The organism is Chromobacterium haemolyticum (genome assembly GCF_002081825.1).
GTDB lineage: Bacteria > Pseudomonadota > Gammaproteobacteria > Burkholderiales > Chromobacteriaceae > Chromobacterium > Chromobacterium fluminis.
In genome coordinates this window covers 1-17,406 of sequence record NZ_MUKU01000017.1, presented here as the reverse complement: position 1 = coordinate 17,406, position 17,406 = coordinate 1, and the positions used below count along the sequence as shown (strand labels likewise).

The 17,406-nt window shown below is 61.0% G+C and carries 16 protein-coding genes; 9 read left to right on the top strand and 7 right to left on the bottom strand.

Translation table 11 applies throughout. The annotated features are described in order from the left end of the window. Nucleotides 1-4: 4 nt before the first annotated feature. The 6 genes from B0T39_RS14040 to B0T39_RS14015 are packed head-to-tail and all read left to right on the top strand — an operon-like array spanning nt 5 to nt 6,761. The gene (locus tag B0T39_RS14040) at nt 5-1,516 is read left to right on the top strand and encodes a radical SAM/SPASM domain-containing protein (RefSeq protein ID WP_081547632.1); all 1,512 of its coding nucleotides are present in this window, start codon (nt 5-7) and stop codon (nt 1,514-1,516) included. After that, nucleotides 1,513-2,412: a hypothetical protein gene (locus B0T39_RS14035; RefSeq protein ID WP_081547630.1), complete on the top strand. Its 900-nt coding sequence runs from the start codon at nt 1,513-1,515 to the stop codon at nt 2,410-2,412. The genes B0T39_RS14040 and B0T39_RS14035 overlap by 4 nt, the downstream gene beginning before the upstream one ends. Nucleotides 2,413-2,441: 29 nt before the next feature. After that, nucleotides 2,442-3,260 (top strand): hypothetical protein, encoded by an 819-nt coding sequence (locus B0T39_RS14030; protein WP_043591681.1) that lies wholly within the window; start codon nt 2,442-2,444, stop codon nt 3,258-3,260. Next, nucleotides 3,244-4,395 carry an aKG-HExxH-type peptide beta-hydroxylase gene (locus B0T39_RS14025; protein ID WP_081547628.1) on the top strand — a complete coding sequence of 384 codons (1,152 nt, stop codon included), beginning with the start codon at nt 3,244-3,246 and terminating at the stop codon, nt 4,393-4,395. The genes B0T39_RS14030 and B0T39_RS14025 overlap by 17 nt, the downstream gene beginning before the upstream one ends. Then, complete coding sequence (locus B0T39_RS14020; protein WP_081547626.1) at nt 4,392-5,627, top strand: aKG-HExxH-type peptide beta-hydroxylase; 1,236 nt, start codon at nt 4,392-4,394, stop codon at nt 5,625-5,627. Before B0T39_RS14025 ends, B0T39_RS14020 begins: the two co-directional genes overlap by 4 nt. Before the next feature lie 9 nt (nt 5,628-5,636). Continuing rightward, nucleotides 5,637-6,761 (top strand): 2OG-Fe(II) oxygenase, encoded by a 1,125-nt coding sequence (locus tag B0T39_RS14015; protein ID WP_081547624.1) that lies wholly within the window; start codon nt 5,637-5,639, stop codon nt 6,759-6,761. Between the two features lie 16 nt (nt 6,762-6,777). On the opposite strand, the gene B0T39_RS14010 is transcribed toward B0T39_RS14015, so the two are convergent. Beyond that, nucleotides 6,778-7,380 carry a TetR/AcrR family transcriptional regulator gene (locus B0T39_RS14010; protein WP_081547622.1) on the bottom strand — a complete coding sequence of 201 codons (603 nt, stop codon included), beginning with the start codon at nt 7,378-7,380 and terminating at the stop codon, nt 6,778-6,780. Between the two features lie 112 nt (nt 7,381-7,492). Between B0T39_RS14010 and B0T39_RS14005 the strand changes: the two genes are divergently transcribed. Genes B0T39_RS14005 through B0T39_RS13995 form a run of 3 tightly spaced genes read left to right on the top strand, consistent with a single transcriptional unit; the run spans nt 7,493 to nt 10,402 of the window. Beyond that, the gene (locus B0T39_RS14005) at nt 7,493-8,548 is read left to right on the top strand and encodes a sugar phosphate isomerase/epimerase family protein (protein WP_081547620.1); all 1,056 of its coding nucleotides are present in this window, start codon (nt 7,493-7,495) and stop codon (nt 8,546-8,548) included. Between the two features lie 31 nt (nt 8,549-8,579). Then, nucleotides 8,580-9,458, top strand: coding sequence for an alpha/beta fold hydrolase (locus B0T39_RS14000; RefSeq protein ID WP_081547618.1), 879 nt, complete (start codon nt 8,580-8,582; stop codon nt 9,456-9,458). Between the two features lie 2 nt (nt 9,459-9,460). Further along, nucleotides 9,461-10,402, top strand: a complete 942-nt coding sequence (locus tag B0T39_RS13995; RefSeq protein WP_081547616.1) for an alpha/beta hydrolase — start codon at nt 9,461-9,463, stop codon at nt 10,400-10,402. A 201-nt stretch (nt 10,403-10,603) separates the two neighbouring features. Here the strand turns inward: B0T39_RS13995 and B0T39_RS13990 are convergent, their stop codons facing one another. The 6 genes from B0T39_RS13990 to B0T39_RS13980 form a co-directional block, all read right to left on the bottom strand. Then, nucleotides 10,604-10,912, bottom strand: coding sequence for a hypothetical protein (locus tag B0T39_RS13990; RefSeq protein ID WP_081547614.1), 309 nt, complete (start codon nt 10,910-10,912; stop codon nt 10,604-10,606). 72 nt (nt 10,913-10,984) lie between these two features. Continuing rightward, nucleotides 10,985-11,557, bottom strand: coding sequence for a hypothetical protein (locus B0T39_RS25105; protein WP_141111230.1), 573 nt, complete (start codon nt 11,555-11,557; stop codon nt 10,985-10,987). A 137-nt stretch (nt 11,558-11,694) separates the two neighbouring features. Next, complete coding sequence (locus B0T39_RS25100) at nt 11,695-12,675, bottom strand: T6SS immunity protein Tli4 family protein (RefSeq protein ID WP_141111229.1); 981 nt, start codon at nt 12,673-12,675, stop codon at nt 11,695-11,697. Between the two features lie 515 nt (nt 12,676-13,190). Next, a complete protein-coding gene (locus B0T39_RS25095; protein ID WP_141111228.1) occupies nt 13,191-14,207 on the bottom strand; it encodes a T6SS immunity protein Tli4 family protein in 1,017 nt (338 codons plus the stop codon). A 110-nt stretch (nt 14,208-14,317) separates the two neighbouring features. Beyond that, the gene (locus B0T39_RS13985; protein ID WP_081547612.1) at nt 14,318-15,961 is read right to left on the bottom strand and encodes a lipase family alpha/beta hydrolase; all 1,644 of its coding nucleotides are present in this window, start codon (nt 15,959-15,961) and stop codon (nt 14,318-14,320) included. Nucleotides 15,962-15,979: 18 nt separating this feature from the next. After that, the coding region (locus B0T39_RS13980; RefSeq protein WP_141111227.1) for a DUF2345 domain-containing protein at nt 15,980-17,406 on the bottom strand (1,427 nt) is incomplete at its 5' end.

Here is a 17,406-nt window from a genome sequence, read left to right as displayed (position 1 = left end):
CGTCATGAACCACGTAGTCACCCCGATTCGCCCGATTGAAGGGCCGGCGCCGCGCGCCGCCGCGGCCGCGCCCGCCCAGCCGGACCGGGCCGGCATGGAGGAGATTTTCGCCGACTTCCGGCTGCGCGACCGCTGGAAGCCCAATTACCGCGCCCGGGACGTGGGCGACGGCGTCTTCCTGTCCAGCGACCAGGGCAGCTGGGCGCTGCTGAGCCGGGACGAATACCGCGCGCTGCGCAGCATCGCCCTGCCCAGGGCCTTGCACGATCTGCTGGAGGAGCGCGGTCTGATCCTCACCGCGCGCAACGCCGACAGCGTGATGCGCGCCTATGAAGACTGGTCCGCCAACTACTTTCCCGGCACCGCGCTGCACATCATCGGCATGACGCGGCGCTGCAATCTGCGCTGCGCCTACTGCCACGCGGCCGTGGTGCGGGACAGCTCGGACCCGGCCCGCTACGACCTGGACGAAGCCACCGCGCGCGCCATCGTCGACTTCGCCTACCAATCGCCGTCCTCGCGCATCCATTTCGAATTCCAGGGCGGCGAAGCCACGCTCAACTTCGGCGCGGTGCGCTATCTGCACGCCTACGCCATGATCAAGAACCTGGCGCACAAGCGCGCGCTGTCCTTCTCCATCGTCAGCAACGGCGTGGACCTGCCGGACGAAGTGCTGGACTATCTGGCGGCCAGCCGCATCAACATCACCACCTCCATCGAGTTCGACGCCGCCGAGCACCCGTCGCTGCGCGTGGACTGGGAAGGCCGCGGCCATTGGGACGACATCCGCCGCAACCGCGCCCGCATGCGCGACCGCGGCCTGGACGTGCCCTCGCTGATCGTGGTGGGGCGCAACAATCTGCACAAGTTGCGCGACTACGTCGACTTCGCGGTGGCGGAAGGGCAGTCGTCCATTTTCTTCTCCCCGGTGCAGAAAATGGGTTTCGCCAAAGGCAAATGGGACAGCGTGGGCATGGAGATGGACGAGTTCTTCGACGCCTGGCGCGACGCGCTGGACTACATCTTTTCGCTGTGGGATCAGGGCATCTTGCTGGAGGAGCGCTATTTCTCGCTGGCGCTGGAAAAGCTGTTCAACAACCGCGACGTCAAATACGTGGACTTCCGCAACCCCAGCGGCATGGTGCTGGGCAATCTGGCCTACGACCATCTGGGCAATGTCTACGGCTGCGACGAAGGCCGCGGCCACGCGGATTTCCGCATCGGCAACGTGCACACCGACAGCTACGCCGCCGCGGTCACCTCCGACAAGGCGCGCCAGCTGGTGTCCTACTCGCTGCGCGAGCACGACGCCTGCCAGGTGTGCGCTTACCGGCCTTATTGCGGCGTGTCGCCCATCGTCAGCAAGGGGGAAACCCATTCGCTGGACCCGCAGCCGCTGACCAGCTCCTGCTGTCAGCGCACCCGGCATCTGTTCGACTTTGTGACGCGGCTGATGCGCGAGCGCCCGCAGCGCATCGACCAGGCGCTGACCATCATCCGGATGAGCACCCAATGAGCGGCGCCCGAGATCGGATCGCCGGCGAACTGCAAGCCGGCGGCGAAGGCGCGCGCATCGCGGTGGAGGCGCTGGCGGTGCTGGCCGGCCTCAAGCCGCTGGCGCGCTTCACCGCCGGCCGCGACAGCGCCGCGCGGCTGTGCGCGCTGCTGGACGCCTGCGGCCTGCGCCACGGTCAATATGTGCCGCCGCCGGACGACTGGGGCTATCGCCACGCCACCGCGGCGGAGCGCGCCGCCTTCAGCCGCAGCGACGTCCGCGTTTATTACGCGCTGGACGCGGACGCTTTGGAACAAGGTTTGGACGCCCAGCGGAGGCAAGACAACGTGGCCTTGGGGCGGGCGCTGGGCTACCCGGCCTGCTGCATCGCCGCCAACGAATACTTCGGCGCCGCGCCGATGACCGATCTGCTGCGCGTGGCGCGCACTCCAGGCCGGCGCGACTGGCGGCTCAATGTTTTCCTCACCGAGATGGAAGTGGGGCGCGGTTCGCCGTATTACCTGATTTCCCACTTTCCCTGCCATCTGGGCTGCCGCGCCAGCATAGCCTACGCCGCGGCGCTGCTGGACGCGTTGCGCGAAACCGTTCCGGCCTTCGCCGCGCAACTGGAGCGACTGCTGCCGCTGCCCTTGCTGCTGCGCGACGAGGAAGTGCCGCCGGAGGCGCGGCGTTACGGCAATTTCGGCGCGCAACTCTACGGCGGCGGCGTGGGCGACGCGGTGTTCTACCAGGGATGGCGGCCGCTGCGCTCCAGCGATCGCCTGCCGGAGGCCCGGCTGGACCAGGGCGATTGCATTGAATGGCAACAGGAGGACTTATGCGTGCTCAACGCGCGGGACGGGCGCGAAGTGGCGAGGCTGCCCACGGAGCGCTGGCATTTGGTGGCCTTTCAATAAGAACGGCGGCGGCCGCTTCGCCGGAGGGCTTGCGCGCCATCTTGCCGCAACTGACTCAGGCGGCGCGGGTGGACCTGGCGTTGACCCTGGCCGGCGCCAAGCCCCTGGCGCGGGTGTCCTGCGCTTACCGCGACGCGGCGCGCGTGATCGACGCGCTGCGGCGGCTGGGCTTGCACGCCCGCCGCTGGGAACGGGCGCTGCGGCCGGCGGTGGCGGATGCCGACGACTACGTGGTGTCCGCCGTGGCCAGCGACGAGGCTGCCGCGCCGGACGCGCGCGCCTTCGTCTTCGCCGCCCGCGACGGTGAATTGGCGGAACTGGCGGCGCGCTTCACCGACAACGACATTATCGCCGGCAGGCTGTTGGGTTACCCGGACTGCTGCGTGCAAGCCTATCTGGCGCATCGCGAGCATCACCACGCGCGCCTGGAGCCGGTCTTTGCCGGCAACGGCGGCGCGCTGCCCTACTGGACCAACACCATGCTGGACGTGTTCGGCTGGCATCTGCTCAGCCACTTTCCCTGCCGTGCCGACTGCGAGGCCAGCCGAGCCCAGGCGATGCGCCATTGGGAAGCGCTGTGCCGCGTCGACCCCGGCTTCGGCCTGGCCGCGGTGCGCCATCTGCGCAGCCTGGTGCTGCGCCACCCGCGCTTGGGGCTGGTCTACGGTCAGCCGATGGCGGACGGCGGCTTGCTGCTGCTGGGCGGCTCCGCCGCCTTCCGCGCGGAGCTGGGCGATGTCGAGCGGGTGAGCTATCAGGCCGGCCGGCTCAGCCGTGGCGGCCGCGCCGTGAGCGGCCTGGAAGCTTTCGACTTCACCGCGGGCAGCGACGATGTCCACCCCATTTGACGACCTCGTCGCCAGCGCCGCCTGCCCAGGCGATCCGGACGGGCTGGCGCTGTTGGAAAGCTGCGCGGCCCAGGCCTGGCGGCAAAGCCTGCGCGTTTTCCTTGAGCGCGCCGCGCCGGGCATCGCCTTGCCGGCGGGCGCGGAGCGGGTGTTGCGGGACATGGCCGAGGCGGAGCCGGACTTCGAACGGTTGTGGCACCCGTCGCTGGGCGCGCTGGTTCAGGCGGGACGCCAGCCGCGCGCCGGTTTCCTGCTGGCCTGCGCGCTGGAGATCGCCTGGCACGCGCATCAGAGCGGCGTCGCGGGAGAATGGCGCGCGCATTGGAACCCGCCGCGCACCCTGGTGCTGCCGGACCGGATCGTCGACGTCCGCGCGCTTCGCGTCTCCGCGGACGGACGACGGCTGAACCTGAGCGCCGCCGGCGCCGACGGCGCGCGGCTGGCTTTGAGTATTGAGTCGCGGTGCTGGGGCGGAGCGGATAGAAGCCCGACGCTTGCCGCCTATCCGGCGCGCACCCCGGACGACCGCCGACAGCCCGCCGGCGAGCCGGACGCGGCGGCCGCGCAGGCGCTGGCCGCCGGGCTGGCCTTGCTCGATCAGGGCGCGCCGGTCTACGGCCCCTGGGTGCGCCGTCTGGCGCGCCTGGTTCGGCCGCTGCGGCGAAGCGGAGGTCAGGTGTCCAGCTGGAGCAGCCTGCACTATCCGGGGCTGGTGTCGATGACGCTGTTCGCCTCGCCGTTGGATATGGCGGAAACCTTGGTTCATGAAGCCAGCCACCAGCACTTTCACTTGGTGGACCGGTTGTTCCCCCTGGTCGAGCGCGGCGTCGAAGAATGGCTGTATTCCCCGGTCAAGCGCTGTCGGCGCCCGGCCCTCATGTTGCTGTTGGCCTATCACGCCTTCGGCAACGTGGCGCTGTTTTTCGACGCCTTGCGGCGCAATGGCGGGCTGGCGGATGCCGATTGGCGTCATCACATGGCGGATTTGCAAGACTGGCTGCCGCGGATGGCCGCCGAGCTGGAACGGGCGCGCAGCCTGAGCCCGGCCGGGCGGCGCTTTCTGAGCGCCCTGCAGCGGCGATTGCGGCCGTTGACGGTGCCGGCGGAGAACTTGAGCGAGGAGATTGCGCGATGACCCCTGAAATCGCCCGCGCCTATTCCAGCCCTTTCGAAGCCTTCGACGAGGACTGGCACGCCGGCTGGACGCGGCAACTGCGCGGCCGGCAATTGAACGCTTTTCTCGAGCATTGGCGGCCCTTGTTGCAGCGTCACGCGCCCGGCGTCGCGCCGGCGCTGTCGGAGATGGCCGCCGCCATGCTGGCAGCGGACGGCGCCGACGCGGCCGAGGCCGCGCGGCTGACCGAACTGGCGGCGCACCCGTTTTGCAATCTGCAAGCGTTGCGCGACGAGGAGGCCCGGCAGCCGGATCTGCTGTTGTCGCGCGCGCTGCAATGCGCATTGCACTGGAGCGCGCACCGGCCCGGACGCGAATTCCACCTGCGGCTGTCCCGGCCGCTGACGCTGGGCTTCGCCGGTTACGCGTTGCCGGCCGCCGTGGCCTACCGCGTCAGCGGCGACGCGAAACGGCTGGAAATCCTGCTGGACACGGCCGCGCACGCGCAACGCGGCTGCGCTTTCGAGCGCGCGGAAGTGGGCTGGCGCAGCGTGACGGGGCCGGCGCGCAAACTGCCGGCCGTCGCCTTGGGCGAAACGGGGCCGGATATTGTGCTGAGACCGTTGCCGCGCAGCCTGCTGAACCCGGACCCGGAAGTCGTTCCGCCCGGCCCCGGCTGCGCGGCCACCCTGGGCCGGGCGGTGGCGCTGATTGCCCGTCATTCCCCGGCTTATCACTGCTGGATCGCCCGCCTGTTGCGCGTGGTGTCCCCGCTGCGGCTGGAGCCGGGCAAATTCAACAGCGAAACCTATTCCATGCTCAACGGCGCCTTGTACATGACCCTCCATCCGGACCCTTTGCGCTGCGCCGAAACCCTGGTGCACGAAGTCAGCCACGATTATCTGCACCAGCTTGCCGCGATGGGGCCGCTGAGCGATCCCTCGCTGGGCGAGACCTTTCATTCTCCGGCGCGCGGGGTGCCGCGGCCGACGCTGGGCATACTCAAAGCCCACCACGCCTTCGTCAATGTGCTGATTTTCTATTACCGGCTGATCATGGCCGGCGTCGAGGTGCACAGCGAGCTGGCGCGCAATGTGTCGGAATTGGAAGACTGGCGCGCCCAGATGGAGGACTCGCTGGACCGGGCGCGGGCGTTGACCGCGCTGGGACAGGCGCTGTGGCGACCTCTGGCGCAGCGGGCGGACCAGTTCCGCGCGCTGGCCGGCCGCGACGCCTCGGCGCATTGCGCATAGGGGCGAACCATGTTGGAAAACGTCTTGTTCTTTGAGCAACCGTACCGCCACTTCCTCTGTTTCGACACCTTCGACGAGACGGTGGCGGCACAAGCGGGCGCGGTGCTCAGCGGCCCGCTGCCCTGGGAGGAGCGGGTGGGGGATTTCTTCGTCACCTATCGGCTGGATCTGCGCCGGCTCTATATGTTGAGGCCGGACGCGCCGGCCTTCGTGCGGGACGATTTCCTGGAGGCTTTGCGCGAACAAATGCAAATCCTGTTCGAGGTGCCGTTGTCGGCGGACGACATCCAGGTGCTGGGCCACCGCATGGTGCCGGGGCAGCGCATAGGCGTGCACAACGACAACCCGGGCCTGGGCTACGAAGGCTACCGCGTGGTGGTGCAATTCACCCGCGACCACAGCCCGGAAGACGGCGGCCTGCTGAATATCCACGCCGGCGACGAGCCGGAGGCCGTTTACCAGAGCATCCGCCCCTATCCCAATATGGCCTTCGGCTTTGAGATGAGCGCGCACTCCTACCATTCCGTGTCGCCGTTGACGCGGCGGCCGCGCGACGCGCTGATTTTCAATTTCTGGCATCAGGGCAATACCCCGGCGGTGGAGCGCAGGGTACGGCAAACCCTGGCGCCCCTGTTTCCGGACGCGGCGTTAGTCGCATCCGATTCCGACGAGCGCGGCCTGCACCGCGACGGAGACGTTCCGGCAACGCCAAACTGGCCGGCGCCGCGCGCGGCGCAAGCACTGTTGGCGGAGTGGGGCATGGGCGGCGCGGCACAAGCGGGCGGCTTGCTGTTGGCCGCCGCCCGTTCCGGCGCGCCGGAGCCCGTTCGCGCGCCGGAGGTGAGCGCGGCCATGGCGCGGCTGGGCTTCGCGCCCGGCGCACCGCTGCCGGTGAGCGAGGCCATCCACGCCGCCGCGCAGGCCAATGTGGGCTTAAGCACCGATCCGGATACCCTGCGCGCCGCGCTGGTGCTGGCGGTGTGGGTGGCCAGCGCGCCCAGCCGCATGTTCACCCACGAGCACTGGCGCCGCTGCGCCGCCCAGGTCCGCCCTTGGGCGCACCGTTTGCCGATGCGCGCGATGCATCTGGCCGAGACCTTGTTCCCCGAATGGCCGCCGGCGGGGGCGGGCTAGGGCGGCTGGCGTCCGCTCAAGCCTTGCCGGCGGCGATCCGGAGCGGCGCCATGGCGACGGACACCGAAGCCAGCAGGCGCTCGCGCGGCACGCCGTCGCGCGCCTGCACCGAGATGCCGTGCAATTGCGCGGCGTAGAAATCGCCCAAGGCGTCCACATCCGTATCCAGCCCCAACTGGCCGTTGGCCACGCCGCGCCGCAGGCGGTCTATCACCGATTGCGTGCGCTCCTGTCGCTGCGAACGCAGCCATTCCAGCACGCCGTCGTTCTGTTCCGAGCAATTGGTGGCTGCCGACACCACCATGCAGCCGCCCGGCGCGTCATGCCGCGTATAGAGCGCGACGGCGTCCCGCAACATCCGCTCGATGGCGGAGGCCACATCGCTCTCCTGGCGCAGCGCCAGATCGGCGAAGCCGCCGTCCCCGGCGGCGTAGAGCGCCACCGCTTCGCGGAACAAGCCCTCCTTGCTGCCGAAGGCCGCGTAGATCCGGGCCGAGGCAATGCCCAGCGCCGCCACCAGGTCGGACATCGACGTGCCCTCGTAGCCGCGCCGCCAAAAAGCCAGCATCGCCTGTTGCAACGCCTGGTCCCGGTCAAACTCTCTGGGCCTGCCCGCCATCTTTTCGCCTCGCTCAAATGTTATCGGACAGAATTTTATCGCGCTCCGCCGTTGACGTGTAGCGTTGCCGACGTCTATTATTTGTCAATCGACAAACAATTGACAACGACACATGAAAACACTCAAGGGACCCAGCCTCCATCTGGCTCAATTCGGCGCGGATCAAGCCCCGTTCAATACCCTGGACGGCATTGCCGGCTGGGCGGCGCGCACCGGCTTTAAAGCCCTGCAAATTCCGGCATGGGATAGTCGCTTCATCAATGTGGAGCTGGCCGCCGCCAGCCAGAACTATTGCGATGAGATCAAGGGCACGCTGGCCGCGCACGGTTTGGAGCTTAGCGAGCTGACCACGCATATCTTCGGACAACTGGTCGCCGTGCACCCGGCTTACGACGCGATGTGCGACAACTTCGCGCCGCCGAATCTGCGCGGCAAGCCGGCGGAGCGCACCGCTTGGGCGTTGGAGCGTCTGCGGATGGCGGCCCAGGCCTCGCGGCGGCTGGGGCTGAGCGAAATGGGCACGTTTTCCGGCTCCTTCGTCTGGCCGTATTTGTTCCCCTTTCCGCAACGGCCGGAAGGCTTGATCGAAACCGCCTTCGAAGAACTGGCGCGGCGCTGGCGGCCGATTCTGGACGCTTGCGACGAACACGGCGTCAACCTGTGCTACGAAATCCACCCCAGCGAAGACCTGCACGACGGCGCCAGCTTCGAACGCTTCTACGAGCTGGTGGACCAACACGCGCGCTGCAAGATGCTGTTCGACCCCAGCCACCTGGTGCTGCAGCAACTGGATTACCTCGCCTACCTGGACATCTATCACGAACACATTCGCATGTTCCATGTGAAGGACGCCGAATTCCGCCCCAACGGCCGGCAAGGCATCTACGGCGGCTACAGCGGCTGGATGGAGCGCGCGGGTCGTTTCCGTTCGCTGGGCGACGGCCAGGTGGACTTCAAGGCGATCTTCTCCAAGCTGGCGCAGTACGACTACGAAGGCTGGGCCGCGCTGGAGTGGGAATGCTGCCTCAAGGACCAGGAAGACGGCGCGCGCGAGGGCGTGGACTTCATCAACCGCCACATCATCCACGTGACCGAACGCGTCTTCGACGACTTCGCCGGCGCGGCGGTCGATCAAGCGCAGATCCGCGCGATGCTGGGCATCGCCTGACTTCCATCCACTTTTCACTGCGAGACTACAGATGTCGGCACTTCCTCTTATTGATACCGAACCCGATTTCACTCATGACTATGTGCGGCTGGACGGCCAGCGCGTCCATGTGGTCACCGCCGGCGTGGGCCGCCCGGTGCTGCTGATCCCAGGCTGGCCACAAACTTGGTTCGCCTGGCGCCACGTGATGCGCGCGCTGGCCGCGCGCGGCTTTCAGGCCATCGCTGTCGACCCGCCGGGCACCGGCTTGTCCAGCCGGCCGGACAGCGGCTACGACACCGGCGCCGTCGCCGCCGCCTTGCATCAGGTGATGCTGCGGCTCGGCCACGCCCGCTATCCCGTGGTGGGCCACGATGTGGGCATGTGGCTGGCCTACGCGCTGGCCAGCGACCACCCCGGCGTGGTCAGCCGGCTGGCGCTGACCGAGGCGGTGATCCCCGGCCTGGCGCCGGCGCCGTCTATCTTCGCGCCGCCGGAGGAGAACATCTTCCTGTGGCACTTCATGTTCAACCAGCTGACCGACTTGCCGGAAACGCTGATCGCCGGGCGCGAGCGCGCCTATCTGGACTTCATGTTCCAGCGCTGGTCGTGGCGGCGCGACCGGGTGGCGGCGGAGGTGTATATCGACGCCTACTCCTCGCCGGGGGGCCTGCGCGGCGGCTTCGCCTACTACCGGGCCATCCCGGAAACCATTCGTCAGAACCAGCGGCGCGCGCAAAGCAAGCTGACCATGCCGGTGCTCGCCATCGGCGCCGAGCACGCCACCGGCAAGGCCCCGCTGGACACCATGCGCGGCCAGGCCGACGACTTGCGCGGCGTGGTGATCCCGGACTGCGGCCACTTCATCATGGAGGAGGCGGCCGACGAGTTCATCGCCGAGCTGCTGCCCTTCCTGGAAAGCGAGGACTGAGCATGCCTTTGGACATCAAGATCCAGCAGTGGCTGGAGCAGGCGGCGGCGGGCGACGCCGCCGCGCCGGCGGACATGGCGCAGCTGCGCGCCGACACCGACGTCGGGCTGCGCCAACTGCACGGCCCGCTGGAACCCGTCGCGCGGGTGGAAGTGTTTCAGGCGACGGCGCGGGACGGCCATCCGCTGCGCATCATCGGCTATTGGCCCGAGGCCAGCGAGGCGGCACAGCCGGCGCTGCTGTTCGCCCACGGCGGCGGCTGGTGCCTGGGCTCGGCCGAGGTCTACGACAACCCCTGCCGCGCGCTGGCCAAGGCCACTGGCTGCGTGGTGCTGTCCGTCGATTACCGGCTGGCGCCGGAGCACCGCTATCCGGTGCCGCTGCACGATGTGTACGACGCGCTGTGCTGGGCGTTTGAAAACGCGCAAGCGCTCGGCCTGGATCCCGCCCGGCTGGGCGTGGCCGGAGACAGCGCCGGCGGCAATCTCGCCGCCGCGGCCTGCCTACTGGCGCGCGATCACGGCGGCCCGTCCATCGCCCATCAGTTGCTGATCTACCCGGCCTTGAACCACAAGATGGACAGCGCCAGCTACCAGATCTACGGTGAGGGCTATTACCTGACGCGGGAGTTGATGCGCTCCTGCTACGTCACCTATCTGTCCGCGGAGGAAGAGGGGGCGTCGCCCTATGTCTCGCCGCTGCTGGCGACCCGCCTGGAAGGCGTGCCCGGCGCAACCATCCTGACCGCCGAGTTTGATCCCTTGCGCAGCGAGGCGGAGGACTACGCCGCGCGGCTGAACGCGGCAGGCGTCAAGGCGACGGCGCGGCAGCTGGACGGCATGGTCCATGGCTGCATCCACATGCTGGGGCTGACGCCGGCCGCCAGCGCGCTGTTCGACATCGCCGGCGCGGAGGTGAGGGCGGCGCTGGGCGTGGACGGCTGATTTCGTTCTGTGTACTGAGCACCAAGGAGCGCTGGGCGCTCCTTGGCGTCTATACTAGGCGATTGATGCGGTTCAATAAGTTGTGCAAAGTCTGCCGCACTTCGGAATTTCTGTTTAGAGCGGCCAACAACAAGCAGTTCTACGTCTGAGGTGACGGGAGTCGAGGCATTGGGGTACTCATAAACACTGTTCTAGGCAGATCTAATCTGACAAATCGTCTCGATATTGGTTAAGCACTTCTTGTTCTTGCGCGTTCATTTTATATTTCTTATCTAGCTTTTTAAATTTCCGTTTTGCCATGTCGCATGTCTTATTGGTCTGCTTAACGAGCTTCATCTGCTCAGAGGTCTTCTCTCCGCTCAATTCGCCAGATAGATGAACACAGATTTCGGCGCTATCTACAAAGCTCTTCACATCAGGCTGCTGCGGGACAGCCTCCGATGCTATCGCTCCCCCTGCAATTAAGCATATAGCCAGAGATGTCCACGCCAGCGATCTCAGTGTTTTCATTTTCACCTTCCAGCAGTGGATCTGTGTGGCTTATTCAAATTTTCCAGGCAGCCTAACAAAGCTGCTCCGTGCTTACCTTGTAAGCTGCATTGAAAAGTCACAGCGATCTTGCATCTGAAAAACTACTGTTTCACCGTGATAGTCTGCACGGGATTTATATACTTCTTTCCCGCACGCCAACAACTTGTATCCTGCCCCGATAGACGGCTTGCCGCTTCTTGAAACCAAGGTGAAGTTGCCCCGATAGTTCCCGCGGCCCACAACTTCTACAAAGCGCACGGCATTCATATTAATATCAAAAGGGGGCGATACAAATTGGCTTCTTCCTTGGTTATCCGTCCGCCCCTGCAAAGAAATCGCAGGAGCTTCGCCGCTGGACTTCGGGTCATGGACCTGAAGTAAATAAGGAGTATTTTTGAGCACTCTTCCCGTCTCCGGGCTATGTAGCACAAAATAGCAGCCTTTATTTATACTTTGCTCGCCTTGTCCCGCTTTATCTACTGGCGATGAATGACATTGATAAGTCGCTTTCATCGCGGCGCGAATCGCCTCAGGCTCAAGTGGCTTATTGACAGCGCAACCCGTTGCCATTAACACAGCAGGCAATACTCCAAAATAGGTAACAATCTTAGAAATATTAATCATAGAGAAATTGCCCTTGCTAATTGCAATATCGAAAATTAATAAATTGAACTGCGGCCTCGCATAAAGCCAGAGACTATTTTTGGCGGTGAATGTTGACGCGGATTGACCGATGTTGTCACCCGTTACGCCACTTAAATTTATTGAGCTACCGGGCGAACTCGGATGGACTTAATCACGCTTTCATAGAGACGCTGCATTTGTGCTGCACTTAAAGATGATTCCCCCGTAACACCGGCTACGCCTTCACCAGAGGTAAGCTGTATCGAGACTTTGGGATTGAGAGGGTTATCAAAGCCCCCCTGAGCTTCCCACGTAAAATTATGTGCAACACCCATGTCGTTGTCAGAGGGGAACTCATTTAGAGATTCCTCACCTTGCATTCCATTTACCGTTCTAGCCCCCTTTCTGATTGCCTTTATCTTGCCAGGAAATCGCTCATCCAGTTTTGCTGCCTTTTGCCTTTCCAGCAAGGATGGCTCTGGCTTTGACAGTGTGAAGCTGTCTATGCTGAACCAAACATCCGGATTATTCTTCAAGGCAAAAGTGATTGAAGCCATCTCAAACTGTGGCGATTTTCCATCATTGGAGACAAAGCCATTTGCAATGCAAAAACCGGCCTCTTTCGGAATGTCTCGATCCGAGCGATAACGAATCCCTTGTAGGTAGGCCTCATGCTCAGAAAGTGTTTCCTGGATGTTTTTTTTGTTTAATGCACGGACTGAGGAAAGTGCAGTGTATCCATTTCCTAAAAATTTATAGGCATCCAATGAATAAATGAGTCGTCCAAATGGTTCTGACTTTGCTAACACCAATCTCTTGTCTGGTGAGTTTGAAAATCGAGTTTCCGCAAACTGATCTTCATATTTGTCATCCTCGTTTTTTAAGGTGAGTTCTTTTTTCTCCGCCAGCTTAAGCATGGCTTCCCTACTAATTTTTTCGGTTTTTATTGATGCAGCAATATATTTATTTCCCTGTCCCTTGAGTTCTGCTTCATGCGGAATGTCAACTAAGTAACGACCAAAGCAGTAGGTTTTCATTTTGTCAAACATCTTATTCTCCGCAGCATAAAGAGCAGGGCTGGTCATCAATAAGGCAAGCAATAAAGCAAGTCGATTCATCGTGGCAGTCCTTTAGTATGCCTTGGGCGGAGGGGCTTGTTGAACGATTTTGGCAATGCCATAGACTGTAGCTTGAATCGCATATTTGTTTTTGTAGCTCATTTGATGGTCGAACCCCGACATGCTAAATACTGCTTTGGGTGTCGGTTGCAGCTGGGTTAGCACTTTGATATGGCAACGCGACCACTACGGCTTTTAAACTTATTGTGTTGTTGGTCGAGCTTGGAGGGACTTAATTACGCACTCCTAGAGATGTTACATTTACATTGAATTTAAAATGACTTCAATGGTTTTTTCTTGTGATTTTTTGCTAGAGAATACGGCACATAGAAAGCCTCCTCCGGCAACTGCTACCGAGTCAGGGTAGGGTTGCTATCAAAAGATGCTGAGGCGAAGGCGGCTACACAGAAAAGCGGATAGATTGGTATTGCATGATCAGGAGGGATGATTATTTTCATCCCCCTTTTCAGATCGATAAGCTGAATATCGCAAGCGATCAATAAGTATCAAGGGTCTTATTGAGTGCCAGTTACCGGTCGCACACGAATAGTAGACGTAAGCTTGTCCCAAAGAGCCACAGCCTCATCATCCGTCAAGCTTGGGTGAGCCACACCCGCAGTGTTACCAGATACGCCCGTATTCATCTTTATTTTAACGACCGGGTGGAATGGATCATACGAAGGCTTGCCGGCATACTTGAAAGCAAACTCATGAACGGAAGGATAATCTCCCTTAGAAGGCATTCTGGCAAGCGCCTCATCGCCATTCCATCCTGCAATTTCTCGCGGGCCTTTTTTTAGCATCGCAATGCTGTTCCAAAACAGCCCCTCTCCCTGTTCTGTATAAGTCTCTTGCGTTTTCTTTAGAGACCAATCCAAAGTATTATCCTGACGGAACCTATCCGTCTTAAACGAAGACAGTGAGAAGGTTACATCAGGAAATTCAGGAAACCGGAAGCCAATAGAGATACGTTCTTGGTACTTTGGCGTATCGCCTGAAACAAAGCCAGCCTCAATACAGATGCCCGGCGTCGTTGGAACTTCATTATCAGTACGTACACTCAGCCGACTGGCAACATCTTGCAATATAGCCACATCCTGTTTGTATAGGCTTTTATCCTCCCTTAATCCCATAGATGCCGTACTGTCGCTCACGGCCAGGAGAGACTGCGGAATAGTTTGCACGTAGGCATTTTTCCCCAACTTAATGTAAGAGTGCAATTGCGCAAAGCCTGTATCATTAGATGACTTATATCCCACGACAATCTTACTACTCGGATTAGGTCCATCGAATACACCAATCAACATAGAAGGTTCAGAAAGATGTTTTTCTGATGCAATTTCCTTGATCTTATCTTGCACTTCCCCCACAATTTTATATCCTTGATCAGGATACGACACGATCTCAGCACTAATTTCGCTTGGCCCCCAAACGACCTGAGCACCTTTGGGGACATCTATCAAGTAGCGACCAAAGCAGACCGGCTTGGTTTCTTTGAGTAGGGTGTCAATTCTTTTTGGAGTAGTTGCCATTGCGTACGTCCGATTACGAAGAGGGTCAGAGTAAATACGATGGGAGACGGCAAGTATTGCAACGGCAGCACCTATGCATGCCAGTCCCTTCCAAGGGATTCGAGTGGACATCAAGCACCTTCCCATTTCATTTGCTTGGCAATTTGAACAATGCTGTACAGAGTGGATGCCAAGGCGTTCTTATCTTTATAGCTGGCCTGATGCTCATAACCTGTTTGACGAAAAACCCCTTTGAACTTGCCACTATTTAGTTGGTCGTCCGCTGAGCGCATCGGCACTGTTTGATCCCCTGGATCGGCAGGATCACGAATAAATGCAGCGATGCTTTCCGGATACATCCCTCCACTCGGCTTTGCCTGCGGATGTTGCAGCTGTAGATTTCCTTTACCGGAGTCATAAACAATGTCTAGCGAGTCTGGGCTAGATATCGGTTTACTGCTTTTTACTTCCCAAACCACTTTTTGGAATGCCTTTCTTTTGGCATCGCAGCCATAATGAGCATAGCTGTTAGGGTGATAGCAACCTGTTAAGGTCTGATGAAAGTCCCTGGCACTTTTCAGATGCTGCCGAGTAAACTGAGCACCCGCCCGATTTTGTCCAGCAGGGTTAATCCATTCTTCCCGAAGCATGCCCCACCACACGTCAGAGCGGCTATAAATTTCCTCATACGGGTCTGACTGCGGCAGCTGTTTCAATGTTTGGCCATGGGTGCTTACAATGTGTAGCCAGTTCGCGCCATAAGCAATGCTAGGCAATAGTTGAAGCCCCCCGGGCGCATTGCCCAGTACCGCCATCACATCAGGACCGCTACTACCCAGCACCGCCTTTTCAACCATGTTACCGCTTTCAAACCCGGCCAGCATCCGCCGATAAGCCGCGGGTGCACCTGTGGCGGGCATCACCCCATGTACGATCCCCAATATCTTGTCTTGCAGATTGCCATAGCTGGGATGCCCTAGTGCCCGCCCCACCAAGCCCCCCATCGAATGGGTAACAATAATGACTTTTTCACAGCGGCTGTGCTTCTGATAGCCACTTATCAGGTCATGAATACGCTTGGCAATTAATTTGGCTGAGTCGCCATTTGATTGCAGCCAGTTGTAGCCGAAGGCATGTACAGGAAACCAGCAGCCTTTCGACGCTTGTTTGAGGTCAGCTTCAGTCAGCTTAGGAAGGCTGCTTGCCGCCTGCCAGGCCTTGGGGTCCGCATCCACAATATCCTTCCAACCCGGCTGTAACTTGCCGTTGGTGAACATCCGATTGAGCAGACTCTCGCAGGTATTCAACATTTGTCCATAGCTACTGAACATGACTTCACCCCAGCCCCTTTGGCGGGCATCTTCCTGACTCAGGTGAGTCGCCTTTCCCGGCTTTACATTGCCATGACGCGACGCGGCGCTCTCCTTGGGGTCTCCGGTAGGGTTGGACTTAGGGTCATAGAGGTCGACGACCGTTGCCGAGGGGTCAAGCGTAAGTTGACGCTCCGCAGCATCCGCAAATATAAGTGAACCTGCTTCCTTCAATTTATCAGGATTCCACGCCACATTATTCTTTTTGCTTAACCGCTGCTGTCTCTCCGCCGTCATCCGCAAATTACTGCCCATAATCCCCGGAATAAAGATGACGGGAATTACACGGTCTGGGGCAAGGTAATGATTTTGCTGGGTATCCGCAATATTGGGCGACAGAGCGCCTTCACTCTGCCGTACACCGTTCTTGCCAATTTGACCATTGATAGGTTGTTGTATCGCCATGATGAACAGGTCTCTCGTTTATTGTTCGGGCAGCAGTTCCAGCTTGTAACGAGCAAAGCCGAGTTCAGACTTCAAATGCTGGGCAAAGCCAGAAGCATCCGTCTTGCCGCTTAAGACGCGACCATCCTCCAACTTCAGCCGATATTGGCGATTACCAATCGGCTCGCCCCCGCCTTGCCAGAACAATTGTACTTTCTGATCGTGATCCGCCTTGCTGGATTGGAGAGCATTTTGCGGGCTGACACTGGCCGGCCCCGTCATCGCGTGGCTGGCGGCATGCTGGGTATGCGTGGCCGATGTCTTAGTGGTGATCCCGCCCCCATACTCCGCGCCGGCATTCTGTGCGGTGATATTGACCTGAGGCCCTTCAATACTGACAGCCTTCAAGCCCACCAGACGTAAGCGCTTGGCGGCGATAATTTCAATGTCGTCATCCTGCGCTTGGATGCGAATCGCGCCTGAGGCGGAGATAAGCTTCATGCCCAACTGCATCACGAAGATGGACAGAGATTGCCCCACGCGCATGCGCAGATGCTGGCCTATGCTCTGGTTGCTATCCTTGGCGGCAATCAAGTCATGCGTGCTGCCTGTTGCCATCGAGATGTTCGATTCGCTGGCCAGGGCAATGCCTTCCGGCGCGCCGAGGGCCAGAATGGCTTTGTGCCCACTCTTGGCTTCCTTGGCGGTATTGCTGCCGCCTTCCCATTGTTTGACGTCTTGCGCCAGTTGCTCTTGCGGTTTGGTGTCGGTCTCATCCGCATGATGCACCTCCGCTTGCTTGGCGAGAGACTTCGCAATGGACAGCGCCATCTCCAACTGGCCTATCAACTCCTCTCGGTCCAGTTGGTTGCCGCCAGCGCCTTCACGGCCATAGGCGCTGACCAGAACCCCTTGAGCGGCCCGGATCGCGCCTGACAAATCCGTTCGCAACTCAAAGCCGTTGCCGCGTGGCTCCGCTTTCCCGTCTTTGCGGGGATGCGTCAAAAAGCCCTGGTTCAACTGGGTCTTGCCCGACTCACTGGAAAGCTTGGCGCGGACTTCTCCGGGGGTATCATCAAACAGCAGTTCGCTGTAGCCGCCGCCTTGATGCTCTTTAGACTTGATGCCGGAGAGGGTCTTGTTCGCCGGCAAAGCCCCTGCGCCGCTAAAGTCCGGCGAGGCGTGGCTGCCGTTATAGAGCACGCCAACAACCACCGGGCGGTCAATGTCTCCTTCCAGAAAGTCCACCAAGACTTCCTGACCGATGCGGGGAATGAACTGATGCCCCCACGCCGCCCCGGCACTAGGCATCACCACTCGAATCCAACATGAGGACTTGTCATCCATCGCCGCGCCGATGCCGGGATGCTCTTCAGGGCGCTGCCAATGGAATTGCACCTTGATGCGTCCGAATTGATCCGTATGCACCTCTTCGCCGGCCGGCCCCACCACGGTAGCGGTCTGGC